This is a genomic window from Serratia sp. PGPR-27 (assembly GCF_022678525.1).
In the GTDB taxonomy this organism is placed as follows: domain Bacteria; phylum Pseudomonadota; class Gammaproteobacteria; order Enterobacterales; family Enterobacteriaceae; genus Serratia; species Serratia nematodiphila.
Genome location: NZ_JALBYS010000054.1, coordinates 1 through 15,958, shown reverse-complemented (window position 1 = coordinate 15,958; position 15,958 = coordinate 1). Strand labels below are relative to the sequence as shown.

Annotated in this window: 15 protein-coding genes; 5 read left to right on the top strand and 10 right to left on the bottom strand. The window is 59.6% G+C overall.

Features of this window, described 5'->3' with window-relative positions; translation table 11 throughout:
- Both MMS95_RS22120 and MMS95_RS22115 read right to left on the bottom strand, forming a co-directional pair.
- Nucleotides 1-3,819 (bottom strand): translocation/assembly module TamB domain-containing protein, encoded by a 3,819-nt coding sequence (locus MMS95_RS22120; protein WP_242142286.1) that lies wholly within the window; start codon nucleotides 3,817-3,819, stop codon nucleotides 1-3.
- A complete protein-coding gene (locus MMS95_RS22115) occupies nucleotides 3,816-5,552 on the bottom strand; it encodes an autotransporter assembly complex family protein (protein WP_028127570.1) in 1,737 nt (578 codons plus the stop codon). Before MMS95_RS22115 ends, MMS95_RS22120 begins: the two co-directional genes overlap by 4 nt.
- A 286-nt stretch (nucleotides 5,553-5,838) precedes the next feature.
- Between MMS95_RS22115 and msrA the strand changes: the two genes are divergently transcribed.
- A complete protein-coding gene (gene msrA / locus MMS95_RS22110; RefSeq protein WP_049278071.1) occupies nucleotides 5,839-6,480 on the top strand; it encodes a peptide-methionine (S)-S-oxide reductase MsrA in 642 nt (213 codons plus the stop codon).
- A gap of 180 nt (nucleotides 6,481-6,660) precedes the next feature.
- The gene (locus tag MMS95_RS22105) at nucleotides 6,661-7,992 is read left to right on the top strand and encodes a hemolysin family protein (protein WP_004933603.1); all 1,332 of its coding nucleotides are present in this window, start codon (nucleotides 6,661-6,663) and stop codon (nucleotides 7,990-7,992) included.
- 69 nt (nucleotides 7,993-8,061) lie between these two features.
- Here the strand turns inward: MMS95_RS22105 and MMS95_RS22100 are convergent, their stop codons facing one another.
- On the bottom strand, nucleotides 8,062-8,268 hold the full coding sequence (locus tag MMS95_RS22100; protein ID WP_004933604.1) for a DUF1107 domain-containing protein: 207 nt from the start codon (nucleotides 8,266-8,268) through the stop codon (nucleotides 8,062-8,064).
- Between the two features lie 330 nt (nucleotides 8,269-8,598).
- Here MMS95_RS22100 and MMS95_RS22095 point away from each other — a divergent pair, with 330 nt between their 5' ends.
- A complete protein-coding gene (locus tag MMS95_RS22095; protein ID WP_025159587.1) occupies nucleotides 8,599-9,156 on the top strand; it encodes a YtfJ family protein in 558 nt (185 codons plus the stop codon).
- Nucleotide 9,157: 1 nt separating this feature from the next.
- Here MMS95_RS22095 and cysQ read toward each other — a convergent pair whose 3' ends face one another.
- On the bottom strand, nucleotides 9,158-9,898 hold the full coding sequence (gene cysQ, locus MMS95_RS22090; protein ID WP_031300142.1) for a 3'(2'),5'-bisphosphate nucleotidase CysQ: 741 nt from the start codon (nucleotides 9,896-9,898) through the stop codon (nucleotides 9,158-9,160).
- A gap of 255 nt (nucleotides 9,899-10,153) precedes the next feature.
- On the opposite strand from cysQ, the gene MMS95_RS22085 reads away from it, so the two are divergent.
- The gene (locus MMS95_RS22085; RefSeq protein ID WP_156866163.1) at nucleotides 10,154-12,106 is read left to right on the top strand and encodes a bifunctional 2',3'-cyclic-nucleotide 2'-phosphodiesterase/3'-nucleotidase; all 1,953 of its coding nucleotides are present in this window, start codon (nucleotides 10,154-10,156) and stop codon (nucleotides 12,104-12,106) included.
- Between the two features lie 78 nt (nucleotides 12,107-12,184).
- Here the strand turns inward: MMS95_RS22085 and fklB are convergent, their stop codons facing one another.
- Nucleotides 12,185-12,805: an FKBP-type peptidyl-prolyl cis-trans isomerase gene (gene fklB / locus MMS95_RS22080; RefSeq protein WP_004933618.1), complete on the bottom strand. Its 621-nt coding sequence runs from the start codon at nucleotides 12,803-12,805 to the stop codon at nucleotides 12,185-12,187.
- Between the two features lie 267 nt (nucleotides 12,806-13,072).
- Between fklB and MMS95_RS22075 the strand changes: the two genes are divergently transcribed.
- Nucleotides 13,073-13,747 (top strand): LysM-like peptidoglycan-binding domain-containing protein, encoded by a 675-nt coding sequence (locus MMS95_RS22075; protein ID WP_242142284.1) that lies wholly within the window; start codon nucleotides 13,073-13,075, stop codon nucleotides 13,745-13,747.
- 3 nt (nucleotides 13,748-13,750) lie between these two features.
- Here the strand turns inward: MMS95_RS22075 and MMS95_RS22070 are convergent, their stop codons facing one another.
- From MMS95_RS22070 to rpsF, 5 genes are all read right to left on the bottom strand, one after another.
- Complete coding sequence (locus MMS95_RS22070; protein ID WP_004933624.1) at nucleotides 13,751-14,104, bottom strand: DUF488 family protein; 354 nt, start codon at nucleotides 14,102-14,104, stop codon at nucleotides 13,751-13,753.
- Nucleotides 14,105-14,214: 110 nt separating this feature from the next.
- Nucleotides 14,215-14,667, bottom strand: coding sequence for a 50S ribosomal protein L9 (gene rplI / locus MMS95_RS22065; protein ID WP_004933629.1), 453 nt, complete (start codon nucleotides 14,665-14,667; stop codon nucleotides 14,215-14,217).
- Nucleotides 14,668-14,706: 39 nt separating this feature from the next.
- The gene (rpsR, locus tag MMS95_RS22060) at nucleotides 14,707-14,934 is read right to left on the bottom strand and encodes a 30S ribosomal protein S18 (protein ID WP_000135199.1); all 228 of its coding nucleotides are present in this window, start codon (nucleotides 14,932-14,934) and stop codon (nucleotides 14,707-14,709) included.
- A 4-nt stretch (nucleotides 14,935-14,938) separates the two neighbouring features.
- Entirely contained in the window at nucleotides 14,939-15,256 is a 318-nt protein-coding gene (gene priB / locus MMS95_RS22055) for a primosomal replication protein N (protein ID WP_004933632.1), read from the bottom strand.
- A gap of 8 nt (nucleotides 15,257-15,264) precedes the next feature.
- Nucleotides 15,265-15,663, bottom strand: a complete 399-nt coding sequence (gene rpsF, locus MMS95_RS22050; protein ID WP_004933634.1) for a 30S ribosomal protein S6 — start codon at nucleotides 15,661-15,663, stop codon at nucleotides 15,265-15,267.
- Nucleotides 15,664-15,958: the final 295 nt, after the last annotated feature.

The window sequence follows — 15,958 nt, the reverse complement described above, 5'->3', positions numbered from 1 at the left end:
CTAAAACTCAAACTGATAGAGCAAATCTAATGCCTGGTCGAGACCAGACACCGCTTCAAGATACAACTTAGGCATCAGGCGATAACGCAACGTCAGCGTGGCCAGCGAGTCGAAAATGCCCACCCCATATTTTACTTGTAAGCCTGGGAGGACATAGCCGCTCACGACAACCTGGGAATTGTCGCCACCCCCTTGAGTGTCCAGAGCCAAATTACTCACGCCGAATGCCTCGCCGATTTTACCCACAAGTTGACCACTTTGTGCAACCCCCATGCCGATTAACATCGACGTCATGGCGTTGCCGTCGGCGCCGGAACTGCTTAAGCCCTGACCGCGCAGCAGATAAGACAGGGCTTCCTGTTGCGATTTGGCCGGATCGGAGAACACTTCCAGCTTCGGCGCATCCGCCAGGCCGGTCACGCGCACGCCGGCGGTCACGTCGTCCTCGGTGGATTCCGGGTTGCGGATCGCCTCGATATTGAGCAGCGGCTGATCCGGCGGGCCAGAGAACATCAGCTGCCCTTTACGCACGATCAAATCCTGACCATAAGCATGGAAGCGACCGGAAGGGATGTCAATCTGGCCATTGAGGCCCAGCCCTTTCTTGTCCTGCACCACTTTCAAATCGCCCTTTAGGCGGGCTTTCAGGCCGAAGGCGTCCAGCCGCACGTCGTTGCCGACGTGGATCATCAGATTGCTGTTGATCGGGATCGAGGCGGTCTTCGGTTGAATCGGCTTCAGCTGATCGTCCAGCATCACCTCGTCGGAAGAGACGCCCACCGCGCTTTCCGGCAGTTCCTGCACCGTGATGCGCGCCCAGGGAATATCGACCTTGCCGTTGAGCGAGAACAGCTGCGGCGTGGCTTCGAACACCAGATCCGGCGATACGTCGATGCGGATCATCGGCGGCACCGTCACCCGCAGCTTGTCGCCCTTGGCGGCAATGCGCGCACTCCAGGCATTGATGTCACGCCAGTCGGCATCGCCCGCCAGATTCAGCTGGCCGCGCGTGGTGCTGAGCAGCCCTTCCAGCGTCGAGGTCATGCCGTTGAAATTCACCGCCAGCCGCGCGTCGGTCATATCGAACGGCATCCAGTGGCCCTGCACCTTCGCCCGATCCAACGCCAGACGGCCGAACACCAGCGGCTTCTGCGCGCTGCCGCCCAGGCGCAGGTTGGCGTTCAGCATGCCCGCCGCGCTTTCGCCCTTCATCAGCGCCGGGTTGATCAGCGCCAGCGAGATGTTGGTGATATTGACATTGCCGCTGATGGTGCGCCGCACCTGCGGATCCGCCACCTGGATATTGCCGTCGAACTGGCCGTTGTTGGTCAGTTTGATCCGCCAGTCGGCCTGCGCGCGGCCGTTGTTCAGGCCGGCGTTGAGGGTCAGCGTATCGAAGGCGATCGGCAGCGCATTGCCCTGCACCTGCTGCACCACCTTGACGCCGTTGCCGGCCAACGTGACCTTCGCCTCCGGCAGCGCGCCGCCCGGTTTCCAGCTGACGTCGGCCCGGCCGGTGAACACGCCGCTCAGGGCGGTCTCCGGGCCGAGGAACGGCTTGATCATCGCCAGGTCGAACCGGTTGAGCACCACGCTGGCCTGGCCGCTCTGGCCGGCTTCGATGGTCTTCGGCACGCACAACTCGGCGTTCGGGTTCTGCCAGCAGTGCGGCCCGACGCTGATCTTCTGCGCGGTGTTCAGGTAGTCCAGCGCGATGGCGCGCGTCAGGCGCCACTCCCCCACCGGCGTATCGAAGCGGGTATTGTTCAGATTGCCGCGCCAGCGCTGCTGCTGACGATCGAAGCTGCCCTGCAGCGCCAGCTGGCCGGAGACCGGTTTGCCGTCGATCTTCAACTGCAGCTGATGCTGCTTCTCGCTGCCTTTGGCGTCGAGGGTCAGCAGGCTGACCTCCAGCGCGTCCTGCTTCAGCTGCTCGACGCGTACCGCCAGTTGCCCCTGGATCTGATCCGTGGAACGCACGTCGCCGTCGATCTTCACGCGGTTGATGCGCAGCGCCTGCCACTGCAAACCGGAAGCGGTCAAATCCGCCAGCAGCTGCGGCGCCTGCAGATTGCCGCGCAGCTTCAGCAGCCCTTTGGCGGTGCCGCCGAGGCCCGGCAGCGCGCCGTCCAGACGCGGCGCGTCGATGTTGGCGTCCAGGTTCCAGTTCTTCTCGTCCAGCTGTCCTTTGACATTCAGCTGGTTGCGCCCCAGCGTCAGATCGATGCCGGGGATTTTCCACTGCCCGGCGGCGTTGCCGCTCAGCGTGCCGCGCGCCGTGACCTTGTTCTGCTTCACGTTGCCGTCCAGCTGCAGCACCGGCACCTGCAGCTGCCAGCTGCCGCCGTGCAGGCTGCCGCGCGTGGTGATCTTGCCGTCGAGTTTCGCCGGCCATTCCGGCCACTGCTTGGCGGTATTGATGCCGCTCAGCGTCAATTGCGAGGTCCAGCTGATGGCCTTGCTCCAGTCCACCAGCGCGGTGAGATCGGTATTGCCCTGCAGCGCCGCCAGGCGCAGGCGCTCCAGCTTGAACTGCTCGACGTTGCCTTTGCCGTCCAGCGTCAGCACCGCCGGCGGCAGATCCTGGCCTTTCAGATTGGCGCGCGTCGACAGCGCATAGTCGGTCGCCTTGCCGTTAAAGCGCAGGCGGAAATCGTTGACCTGATACTGCGCCTCGCCGCTCAGCGGCCATTTCAGCTGCTTGCTCTGCAGCGTCAGCGCCAGCGGCAGGCCGGCTTCGGCCAGCCGGGTTTGCACATCGAGCTGGGCGCCGACCGGGCCGGACAGATTCAGCGCCACCTTCAGCTCATCACGCAACCCGCCGTCGATGTTCAGCTTCACCTTCTCGCCCTTCAACGGGTCGATATTCAACGCGCTGTTGGCGGTCAGCGCCACCGGCCAGTCGCCGGTCAGGGTCGCCTGCCCCTGCACCGACAGCGTGCCCTGCGGCGACTTCACGTCGAAGTTGTCCAGCTGGATATGCTGATCCTGCGTGCTGGCCTGCAGCAACAGGCTCGTGATCAGCACGTCAGTATCGCCGGTCAAGCGCAGCTGTTCGCCGCTGATCTCTTTCACGGTGATATCCAGCGGCAGGCGGATGTCCGGCAGATCCGGCAACAGCGGTTTGGCGAACAGTTCCTTCAGCGTTTCGCCGAGCGGCTTCTCCTCCGGCTGCGGCGCCGGTTTCGCCGCGTCGGTAACCTGCTCACCGACCTTTTTCGCCACCTCGACCGCCGGTTGCACCGCTTCCGGCAACGGATTTTGCGGCGTTTTCGGCAAGGCGATCAGCAACGAGCCGATCTTGGTTGGCATCAGCGTCAGCGCGCGCTCTTGCCACTGCGCGCCGGTGCGGAACTCGGCCAGAGAAATGGCGGTGTCGTCGACGGTGACCTTGACGTTATTCAGCGCCAACAGGCGCAGGGTGATCGGATAAGGGGTGCTGAGATTGGTGGTCGGTTCACTGCTCTCCTCCACCGGCGCGGAGGGCGCCATCTCTTTGGTGTTCACCGCCACGTCCACGTCCTGAGCGGTCAAAGCGTTGACGCACAGCGAGCTGCGTTTAAAGCAGGAGAGATCGAGGGAGAGATGGAACTGCCCGGCGTTGACCGTCACGCCCGGCATCTGATACTTCACGCCCTTCAGCGTCAGATCGCGCCAGCCGCCGCTGACGCCGGCGATCTCCAGCCCCGGCACCCAGCGCGCCGCGCCGTTGATGACCATATGCAAACCGGTGGTGGTCCCCACCAGAAAGGCCAGTCCGCCGATCAGCAGCAGCAGAATGACCAGAAATCCGAGGCAAATCTTTTTAACCAGGCTCATAGTTCAGGCCCCAAACCGATGTAGAACTGCATCCCGTGGGTGTCCTTGTCCCCCACGGGCGCGGCGATATCCAGCTTCACCGGCCCCACCGGCGACTGCCAGCGCACGCCTACGCCGGCGCCGGTCTTGAAGTTGCTCTGCTTGATATCGTTCACCGCTTCACCGGAATCGACGAACATCGCCCCCCACCATTTGCCGGTCACGTTGTATTGATACTCCAGCGAGCCGGTCAGCATCTTGGAGGCGCCGGTCAGCTTGCCGTCGTCGCCGCGCGGCGAAATGTCTTTGTACTTGTAGCCACGAATGCTGCGGTCACCGCCGGCGAAGAAGCGCAGATCCGGCGGCACCTTGTCGAAGTCGTTGGTTTCGATCCAGCCCACCTGCCCGCGCGCTACAAAGCGATGCTTGTCGGCCAGGGTGCGGATCCAGACGTTCTGCGCCTGCATCAGCGCGAAGTCCACGCCGGAGCCCCAGGAAGTGTCGGACACGTCGATGGAATAGCGTTGGCTGTCGCCCCAGGTCGGCATCAGCCCGCCGCGCGAACGGGTGCGGTTGAAGCTGACGCCGGGGTACAGCAGCATGGTGGTGTTGCTGACGTTGCCCTGGGTAAAGTTATCCCAGCGCCAGGTCAGGTTGATCGCCCGCTGCCAGCCGCTGGAGAGATCCCAGTTGCGCGAGGCCACCACTTTGGAGGTCACGGATTTGGTGTCGTTAAGATCGACGTTCTTGAGCCCGCCCTGCAGCAGGTAATACTGCTCCAGCGGGTTCTTGAGCAGCGGGATCTTGTAAGTCAGATCCAGCTGCTGCTCCGGCGCCGACACGCTGGCGCTGGTTTCCAGGCTATGCCCGCGATCGTTGAGCCAGGGCTTTTTCCAGGTGCCTTTCACCCGCGGGCCGACGTCGGTGGAATAACCGATACCGGTTTCGACGGTGTTGCGCGTGCGCGGCGTCACCAGCGCGTCCAACGGCAAAATCTTGTTCTCTTTGGCATCGTTGAAATCAGGGGACACCACCACCGAGTTGAACCAGTTGGTGGCGGACAAACGGCGGTTCAGCTCGGCCAAATCCTCCGAACTGTAGTAATCCCCCTGATGAAAGGGCACCAGATTTTGCAGATAGTCTTCGCGGATTTGCGAACCGGTGAATTTCACCTTGCCGAAGCGGTAACGTTCGCCGCTGTTGAAATCGATATCCCAAAATGCCTTGTGCAGATCTTCGGCCACGCCGAGCTGGCTTTTGGTCATGTCGGCGTCGAAGTAGCCTTTGCGCAGCGCCAGGCCGGTCAGCGAGCCTTTGAAACTGTCATACTTGCCGTGGTTGAGGATCTCGCCGATGGTCGGCCGTCCCTTCTTTACCAGCGTCAGGTAGTCCTCATCGGTCTTTGCGCCGCCTTCCAGCACGATGTTGGCGCCGGCGATGCGCACCGGCTCGCCCGGATTGACCTTGGCATGCAGCACCGGGCGCGACATCCCCGGCCGATCGTCCAGCGTAAACTCGATGGTCGGCTGGTAATAGCCGAGCGCGCGCAGCCCCTGGCGCACCGCCTCGTCCACCCGTGCGCGGAAGCGGCCGTCGGTGCCGACCTCTTCAGGCGTGATCGACGACAGCCGCACCCGGACGTTTTTTTCCAACTCTCCGCTTAACCCCTCCACCTGCAGCCGCACGTTCGCCGCATAGGCTGCAGGTGCCGCAAGCAACACAGATATCAAGCACATGACCGGGTACTTTGGCACGTGTTCTCCTTATTGATTTTACTGTCCTGTTATGGTGTTCGCTCCGGGGCCAGGGCAGACTCCGCGCTATCATGACGGCAGCCCTCTTCAACCTTCTTCCGGACGCCGCCCGCCGCGCTTTGCCACCGCCGCGCAACAGGCGAATTCTTCACTTTTGGCGCTCAAAATACTGCGTTAAGCTTATACAAAATCCAACTTGCCGCTTATTGTGGGCAAAGACGCGGTGAGATACAACCGAACCGCCGCCATGTAGGGTCAATTCTTACTGTGACAACAGGAGTCAACCGTGGTGCCATTTTTTGATAAATCACAAACCGTCGATAAGGCAAGCGCGCTGCCTGGCCGCACCACGCCAATGCCTGTCGCAACGCTCAACGTCGTCACCGAACACTCGATGACTCAGGTGCCGGCCGGCATGGAGGTGGCGATTTTCGCCATGGGCTGTTTCTGGGGCGTTGAGCGCCTGTTCTGGCAACAGCCGGGCGTCTACAGCACCGCCGCCGGCTACAGCGGCGGCTATACGCCGAACCCGACCTACCGCGAAGTGTGCAGCGGCCAGACCGGCCACGCCGAAGTGGTGCGCGTGGTGTTCGATCCGCAGGTCGTCAGCTACAAACAGCTGCTGCAGCTGTTCTGGGAAAATCACGATCCGGCGCAGGGCATGCGCCAGGGCGGCGACGTCGGCACGCAGTACCGCTCGGCGATTTATACGCTGAGCCCAGAGCAGCAGGCCGAGGCGGAAAGCAGCCTGCAACGCTTCCAGCAGGCGATGGATGCGGCGGGCGATAAGCGCGCCATCACCACCGAGATCGCACCGGCGCTGCCGTTCTATTACGCGGAAGACGATCACCAACAGTACCTGTACAAGAACCCGGAAGGCTACTGCGGGCTGGGCGGCATCGGCGTTTGCCTGCCGCCGCAGGGCTGATTTGATGCCGGCCGGCGGCACTTTTTTAACCGCTGGCGGCCCCTGTGGGGCAACTGCTATACTATGCGGGCCGCTTCTGCGGCCCGATAGCTTCCCTTCTGGTTGTTATCGCTGCTTTTTTTACTATGTACTACCCTTCCTCAAGAGCGCCGGCATCCCGTCGGCACGTATGGATAGATTATGTTAAACAGTATTTTACTGATTCTTTTTCTGATCGCGGTGAGTGCGTTCTTCTCACTGTCGGAAATCTCTCTGGCCGCCTCGCGCAAGATCAAACTGAAGCTGATGGCTGACGAAGGTAACGTCAACGCCGCCAGAGTGCTCAAGCTGCAAGAAACCCCTGGCATCTTTTTCACCGTGGTGCAGATCGGCCTGAACGCCGTGGCCATCCTCGGTGGTATCGTCGGCGACGCGGCTTTCTCGCCCACTTTCAAGGTGTTGTTCGATCGTTTCCTGTCGCCCGAATTGGCGGAACAGGTCAGCTTCATCTGCTCTTTCGTGCTGGTGACCAGCCTGTTTATCCTGTTCGCCGATTTGACCCCGAAGCGCATCGGTATGATTGCACCAGAGACGGTCGCCGTCCGGATCATCAACCCGATGCGTTTCTCCATCATGATCTTCCGCCCGCTGGTGTGGTTCTTCAACGGCATGGCCAACCTGATCTTCCGTATGTTCAAGCTGCCGATGGTGCGTAAAGACGACATCACCTCCGATGACATCTATGCGGTGGTGGAAGCCGGCGCCCTGGCGGGCGTGCTGCGCAAGCAGGAGCACGAGCTGATTGAAAACGTGTTCGAACTGGAATCGCGCACCGTGCCGTCTTCGATGACCTCGCGCGAAAGCGTGGTGTACTTCGATCTGCGCGAAAGCGAAGAGAGCATCAAGGAGAAAGTCTCGACTCACCCGCACTCCAAGTTCCTGGTGTGCGACGGCCATATCGATCAGGTGGTCGGCTACGTCGATTCCAAAGACCTGCTGAACCGCGTGCTGGGCAACCAAAGCCTGGTGCTGAGCAGCGGCGTGCAGATCCGCTCGGCGCTGATCGTGCCGGACACGCTGACGCTGTCCGAAGCGCTGGAAAGCTTCAAAACCGCCGGCGAAGACTTCGCGGTGATCCTCAATGAATATGCGTTGGTGGTGGGCATCATCACCCTTAACGACGTGATGACCACGCTGATGGGCGATCTGGTCGGCCAGGGCCAGGAAGAGCAGATCGTGGCGCGCGACGAAAGTTCATGGCTGATTGAAGGCGGCACGCCGATCGACGACGTGATGCGCGTGCTGGACATCGACGAGTTCCCGCAGGCGGGCAACTACGAGACCATCGGCGGCTTTATGATGTATATGCTGCGCAAGATCCCGAAACGCACCGACTTCGTCAAATACGCCGGCTACAAGTTCGAAGTGGTGGATATCGACAGCTACAAGATAGACCAGCTGCTGGTCACCCGGCTGAGCGACAAGCCCGCGGCGGTGCTGCCGAAAGCGCCGGACGACACGCCTGCGGCCTGACGGCGGTAAGACAAAAACATCAGCGGCCCCATCGGGGCCGCATTTTTTTTACCGCTGTCAGCGAGGTGCTCACCCCATCTCGGTCTGCAACAGCAGCACCTGACGGTTCACTTCAGACATCACGCTGAAATGGCGCTTGTCGCGAATCTTCGGCGGCAGGATTTTCCCCTCGTCGAATTCAAATGCGCCCACGTCCTTGATATACAGCCTTCCGCGAAACAGGGTCTTAACGTACTTTGCCACTTTCAAAGGGTTATAACGCTGGAAGATTCTCATTCTTTTACGCTCCTCCCGTTGATCCATGCGCTCAGCGAGCCGCCAAAGGTGGCAGCCTCGAAATTCAGAACGCAACTTGATTGCATGTAGTAGACCCAGTAAAGACCAGAACGTTCACTTCTGCCCGGATATCTACGCTGGATTTACACTTTTTGACAGAATTGTATATGATAATTTATAACGTTTTCAGGATATCCCTTCAAAATCTGATGATTAGCGAACCAAGGGAAAATCTGCGATCCGGTTAACAGGACAGACCTCTTATCACATCCTATGCTTTAGGCTGTCGAAGTGCTGTCGCACAAATTCCCCCCATTACAAGGAGAAAGCATGAAAACAAGTCGCATGCTGATGGTATCCCTGCTGCTCGCCCCGCTTTTCGCTTCCGCGCACAACTTCCAGCTCCAGCAGCGCGTGGCGCCGGTCGGCGTCAGCGACAAAGGAGAGCTCAATTACGCTGACGGTAATTTTAGCTACCAGAACTGGAACAGCGCGCAGCTCAGTGGAAAAGTGCGAGTGATACAACATATTGCCGGCCGCAGCTCCGCCAAAGACATGAACGACCCACTGATTGAAGCGATCAAGAAGGCGAAGCTACCACACGATCGTTACCAAACGACGACAATCGTCAACACCGACGATGCCCTGATGGGCACCGCGATGTTCGTGCGCAGCAGCATTGAAGACAGCAAGAAGGAGTTCCCATGGTCGCAGTTTATCGTCGACAGCGACGGCAACGTGCGCAAAGCCTGGGATCTGCAGCCGAAAGGCTCCGCCATCGTGGTGCTGGATAAGCAAGGGCGCATCCAGTTCGCCAAAGACGGCGCGCTGACGCCGGAAGAGGTGCAGCAGGTGATGTCCAAGCTGCACCAGCTGTTGGCGAACTAACTCAGAACAGCGACACCCGGAAGCCGGGGTTGAGGAAAGATTCACGCGGGGTATAGAGCAATGGCTTACCCTGCCAATCGTGAATTTGCGCCCCGGCGGCCACCGCCACCGCATGCCCTGCGGCGGTATCCCAAATGTTGGTCGGCCCGAAGCGCGGATAGAGCTGCGCCTTGCCTTCCGCCACCAGACAGAACTTCAGCGAGGAACCGACTGACACGGTCTGGTGCTCGCCCAACTGCTGCAAATAATCTTTCAGTTCGTCATCGATATGCGAGCGGCTCACCACCACCAGCGGCGGATGCGCGTTGCTGACGCCGATCGCCTGCCGCACGCCCTTCTCTTCTTTCCAGGCCTTACCGCGCTCCGCCAGATACAACACGTCGATCGCCGGGGCATACACCACCCCCATCACCGCCTGCCCATCTTCAATCAGGGCGATATTGACCGTGAACTCGCCATTGCGATGTAAAAACTCTTTGGTGCCGTCCAACGGATCGACCAGCCAGTAGCGCGTCCAGCCGCGGCGCTCTTCCCACGCCGGCGGATCCTCTTCCGACAGCAGCGGCACCTCCGGCGTCAGCGCCGCCAGGCCGCGCTTGATGATATGGTGTGCCGCCAGATCGGCCGCCGTCACCGGTGAATCATCTTTTTTCTGTGCGACATCAAGCGGTTGTTCACCATCGTACACCGCCATGATCGCCGCCCCCGCCTCGCGGGACAGTTGGCAAATTCGCTCTAACATCATGCACCTCAACTCCGCATCTCCGTGGGAAATTTCCCCCTGTCTCTGCTAGCAGACTAGTTTTTTTTACGCCGAATATCCATCTCAACCGCCTAAGCCTCGGGAATTCCTCATTTCTTGTTGGGCACAACTGTGAACTTCCCCGCGTTACCCGCCGCCATTTTCTGCCACACTTCACAGTTTACTGTGGCAAGCAATGTTAATTACATTTCCCTCTGCGATAACACTCGAATAATGGAATGGAGAGAATCCCAAATGATGAAGCATCCACTGACGCTGTCCGCGCTTGCGCTGCTGGTGTGCGCCTCCGCGCAAGCGGCCACCGTCGATCTGCGCGTGCTGGAAACCACCGATCTGCACAGCAACATGATGGACTTCGATTACTACAAGGACACACCGACCGACAAGTTCGGCCTGGTGCGCACCGCCAGCCTGATCCAACAGGCGCGCCAGCAGGCCGCCAACGCGGTGTTGGTGGACAACGGCGACATCATTCAGGGCAGCCCGCTCGGCGACTACATGGCGGCCAAGGGGCTGAAACCGGGCGACGTGCACCCGGTCTATAAGGCGATGAACACGCTGGACTACGTCGTCGGCAACATCGGCAACCATGAGTTCAACTATGGGCTGGACTACCTGAAGAACGCTATCGCGGGCGCCAAATTCCCGTATATCAACGCCAACGTCATCGACGCCAAAACGCAAAAACCGCTGTTCACGCCGTACATCATCGTCGATACGCCGGTGAAAGATCGCGACGGCAAGGCGCATACGCTGCGCATCGGCTACATCGGCTTCGTGCCGCCACAGATCCTGGTGTGGGACAAGGCCAACCTGCAGGGCAAAGTGACGGTGGACGACATCACCGCCACCGCCAAGCGCTACGTGCCGCAGATGCGTAAAGAGGGCGCCGATCTGGTGGTGGCGATCCCTCATTCCGGGCTGTCCAGCGAGCCTTACAAGGCGATGGCGGAAAACTCGGTCTATTACCTCAGCCAGGTGCCGGGCATCGACGCCATCATGTTCGGCCACGCCCATGCGGTGTTCCCGAGCAAGGACTTTGCCAACATCAAAGGCGCGGATATCGACAAAGGCCTGCTGAACGGCGTGCCGGCGGTGATGCCGGGCCAATGGGGCGATCATCTCGGCGTGGTCGACCTGCAGCTCAACAACGATGGCGGCAGCTGGAAAGTGACCGCCGCCAACGCGGAAGCACGGCCGATCTACGACAAAGAGAACAAGAAATCGCTGGCGGCGGAAGACGCCGCGCTGGTGAAAGTGTTGGCGGACGATCACAAGGGCACGCGCGAGTTCGTCAGCCAGCCGATCGGTAAATCCGACGGCAACATGTACAGCTACCTGGCGCTGGTGCAGGACGACCCGACGGTGCAGATCGTCAACAATGCGCAGAAAGCCTACGTCGAACATTACATCCAGGGCGACCCGGACCTGGCCGATCTGCCGGTGCTGTCGGCGGCGGCCCCGTTCAAGGTCGGCGGCCGCAAGAACGATCCCGCCAGCTTCGTCGAAGTGGAAAAAGGCCAGCTCACCTTCCGCAACGCCGCCGATCTCTATCTCTACCCCAATACGTTGGTGGTGGTGAAGGCGAGCGGCAAAGAGGTGAAAGAGTGGCTGGAGTGCTCCGCCGGCCAGTTCAACCAGATCGACGTCAATAGCGCCAAGCCGCAGGGCTTGATCAACTGGGACGGCTTCCGCACCTATAACTTCGACGTGATCGACGGCGTCAACTACCAGATCGACGTCAGCCAGCCGGCGCGCTACGACGGCGAATGCCAACTGATCAACGACAAGGCGGAGCGTATCAAGCAGCTGACCTTCAACGGCAAGCCGATCGATCCGAACGCCACCTTCCTGGTCGCCACCAACAACTACCGCGCCTACGGCGGCAAATTTGCCGGCACCGGCGACAAACATATCGCCTTCGCTTCGCCGGATGAAAACCGCTCGGTGCTGGCGGCCTACATCAGCGCCGAAACCCAGCGGCATGGCGCGGTGCGCCCGCAGGCGGACAACAACTGGCGTTTGGCGAACTTCAGCAGCCAGCAGCCGCTGGATATCCGCTTCGAGACCTCGCCTTCGGACAAAGCGACAAAGTTTATCAAAGAGCACGCCCAATATCCGATGAGCGCCGCAGGCAGCGACAGCATCGGCTTCGCGGTTTATCGCATCGATTTAAGCGGTAAGTAGCCCGGCCATTCATCGCCCGTCTGCGCGGCGCATAAAATAAGGGCGCCACGAAGGCGCCCAGAACAATCCTCGGTGGGATTACAGGATTTCCAGCAGCTCGACGTCGAACACCAGCGCGCTGAACGGCGGGATGGACGCGCCAGCGCCACGCTCGCCGTAGGCCAGGTTGTGCGGGATATACAGCTGCCATTTGGAACCGACCGGCATCAGGGTCAGCGCTTCGATCCAGCCTGGGATCACGCCGCTGACCGGGAATTCCGCCGGCTGGCCGCGCTCAACCGAGCTGTCGAACACGTCACCGTTGATCAGACGGCCAGTGTAGTGCACGCGCACGCGATCCTGACGGGACGGAATTGGGCCGTTGCCCTGCTCCAGTACGGAGAACTGCAGGCCAGACTCGGTCAGCGTCACGTCATCGCGCTTGGCGTTGTCGTCCAGGAATTTCTGGCCTTCAACCGCCATCGCCTGCTGGCGCTCGCGGCGCACCGCGTCCGCACGCTCGTGGATTTCACGCAGCGCACGGTGCACCACGTCTACCGGAACCGCCGGGGCATTCCCTTCCAGCGCGTCACGCAAACCCGCCAGCAAAGCTTCCGGTTGCAAACCTTCCAGCCCGGACTCTTGCAGCTGCTGGCCGACCTGTAAACCAATCCCGTAACTTGCTTGCGCTTCAACGCTGTCAAAAGAAGGGGTTGTCATGGGGTTTTCCTTAAGTCTGTAAAAAGTCGAAAGCGCAGCATAACAGCGCGTCAATGCCGGGTAAAATCTTGTGTGGAGAATGATGACTTTTGTCGTAGAAAAAGAAACAATAACCTTCTGTTAACGCCCGCAGCCGCAAACCCCGGCTCTGCCGCTCAGCCGCCTTTCACTTCAATCAGTTAGCGGACTATACTGAAAGCAGGATATCGGGCAGGCGACGCGTTTGCCGCGCCGCACTGATTATTACGCCGTCGAAGAGAGGTCACCATGGGCAGAATCGCGCCCAGGAGAAGGAAAACCACCCGCATCTACCAGCCGCTGCTGCGCACCTGGCTGAACATCAGCCAGCGCCTGAAACCGGGCGCCGCACCCACGGCTGAAGGCGCGGAACCGCCATCGGAGCCGCCGTCGGCCAACGACAAAATGCAGCGGGTCAAAGCGCTGCTGATTAAAGTCTGGCATCTGCCGGACGGTTTCCATGGGATGGAACCGCTGCCCTACTTTCATCGCCGCTGGGTGCTGATCTTCGGCATCATTCTGCTGCTGGCGTTGCTATGGCCCTACTCGCCCGAAAGACAGCCGTTCCCGGTCTCTCAGCAGGAAACCAGCGTGCCGCTGCAGGCCGAGCTGCAAAACGGCGGTGGTGCCGCCACGCCGGCCAACGAACCGACGCCGGCGGGCAACTGGCAGCGTTATCAGATCCAGCCCGGCCAGACCCTGGCCCAACTGTTTCGCGACAACAATCTGCCGGTGAATGAAGTGTTCGCCATGGCACAGGTGGAAGGCGGCGACAAGCCGCTGAGCAACATGAAAGCCGGCCAGGAAGTGCGCATCGAACGCGACGCCAACGGTGTGATTAGCGCGCTGTCGGTCACCACGGCAGACAACAGCCAGGCGCTGTTCCGCCGCCAGGCCGACGGCAGCTACCGCCGGGAACGCTAATCTCTACAGCTGCGCCAGCAGAAACTCGCGCAGCACCACGCCCTGATTGTGCTCGGTATCTTTGCTGCCATACAGCAGCGTCAGCGTTTTCCCCTGCCGTAACAGCGCCACCAGCGGCTGCCAGGCGTCGTTGGCCGCCAGCTGTTGGCGATAGCGCGTCTCAAAGGCTTCCCACTGGTCGGTATGCTGATGGAACCACTTGCGCAGCTCGTCATCCGGCGCCACCTGTTTCAACCACTGCACGCCCGTCAACCGCTCTTTGCTGATGCCACGCGGCCATAGCCGGTCTATCAGATAACAGTGTTCCGGCGCCGGCGCGCTGAAATCGTAAACCCGCTGTAGCGTAATCGTTGCCATCGCACGCTCTCCTTTTCATCCCGTCTTCAAGCGTAGCGCGTTTTGCCGGACGCAGAAAAGCAAAACGCCAGCGCGAGGCTGGCGTTTTAACCGGTTAACAGCAGCGTAAATTACGCTTCTGCAACCACAACTACATTCAGCTGTGCGAACACGTCGCTGTGTACCTGGAAGTGCACTTCGTGCTCGCCAGTGGTACGCAGAACGCCGTTCGGCAGACGAACTTCGCTCTTGGCAACTTCAACGCCTGCCGCAGTCACTGCGTCAGCGATGTCGCGGGTGCCGATAGAGCCGAACAGTTTACCTTCGTCGCCAGATTTGGAAGCGATGGTGACTGAACCCAGTTCGTTGATCTTGGTTGCGCGAGCTTCAGCAGCAGCCAGAACGTCAGCCAGTTTGGCTTCCAGTTCAGCACGGCGTGCTTCGAAGAACTCAACGTTTTTCTTGGTAGCAGGAACAGCTTTGCCCTGTGGTACCAGGAAGTTACGAGCGTAGCCCGCTTTAACGTTAACTTGATCACCCAGGCTGCCCAGGTTTGCTACTTTATCAAGCAGAATAACTTGCATTACCTTATCCTCTCAAAGTCGTTAATGGACAGTGGCCGATTACTGATGACGATCAGTGTACGGCAACAAAGACAGGTAGCGCGCGCGCTTGATAGCACGGGCCAGCTGGCGCTGATATTTTGCACGAGTACCGGTGATACGGCTCGGTACAATTTTACCACTTTCGGTGATGTAGTTTTTCAGCGTAGCGATGTCTTTATAGTCAATCTCTTGAACGCCTTCCGCGGTGAAACGGCAGAACTTGCGACGACGGAAATAACGTGCCATTTGGCTAGTCTCCAGAATCTATCAATTCAATCTGCTCGGCATGCAGAACCAATTTGCTCAGCCCGTTGCGCCCTTGATGGCAGCTTACAAAGCCTTGCACGGTAATCTGACTGCCGACCGTTAATCTTTGAGTTAGTGCTTGTGACTGTTGTCCGCTGACAACCACGGGCATTCGGCACCATGCTTGTCTGCTGAATCCGGCTTCCGTCTGCTGCGAACGGTGCTCTAGCACAAATTGGCAGTGCGGTATCCCGGAAGGACTCACTTTTCGAACCGGCGCCTTGCACACAGTGCCCGACAAAACCAGACGATTAGCCGTCACGGCGGCAATTACTCTTCAGAATCCCCAGCATCTGCATCATCTGCGGTTTCGTTAGCGAAGTCTTCGCGGCGATCGCCACGACGTTCGTCTTTCGCTTTAACCATCGGAGATGCTTCGGTTACCGCGTGCTTAACGCGCATAACCATGCTGCGGATAACGGCGTCGTTGAAGCGGAAGTTAGTTTCCAGCTCATCGATCGCTTCCTGCGGCGCTTCAACGTTCAGCAGAACGTAGTGAGCTTTGTGCAGTTTGTTGATCGGATAAGCCAGCTGACGGCGGCCCCAGTCTTCCAGACGGTGAATCTGACCTTGCGCGTTAGTGATGGTAGCACTGTAACGCTCGATCATGCCCGGAACCTGTTCGCTTTGGTCAGGATGGACCATAAAAACGATTTCGTAATGACGCATCGAATTGCTCCTTACGGATTATTCAGCCTCCTGTCAGGGTCAACCGCGGCCCATGGAAGCAAGGAACGTGTTTAGTGTGCGGCTGAAAAATGACGCGTAATCATACTGACGCAGGGCGGGAAACTCAAGGACTGCGTGGGTTTTATTCGCGTTAATGCGAGGCGCTATGGGAAATAGCACGATTTGCTCGTGAGTGAACCTATGTACGCCGATCCATCAGTTTCAAAAATCTTTCAATGAAATCAGCGCTGAGCCACAAATCTATTTCACTTTTTTTGAAAGAGGTCTTCAAAAC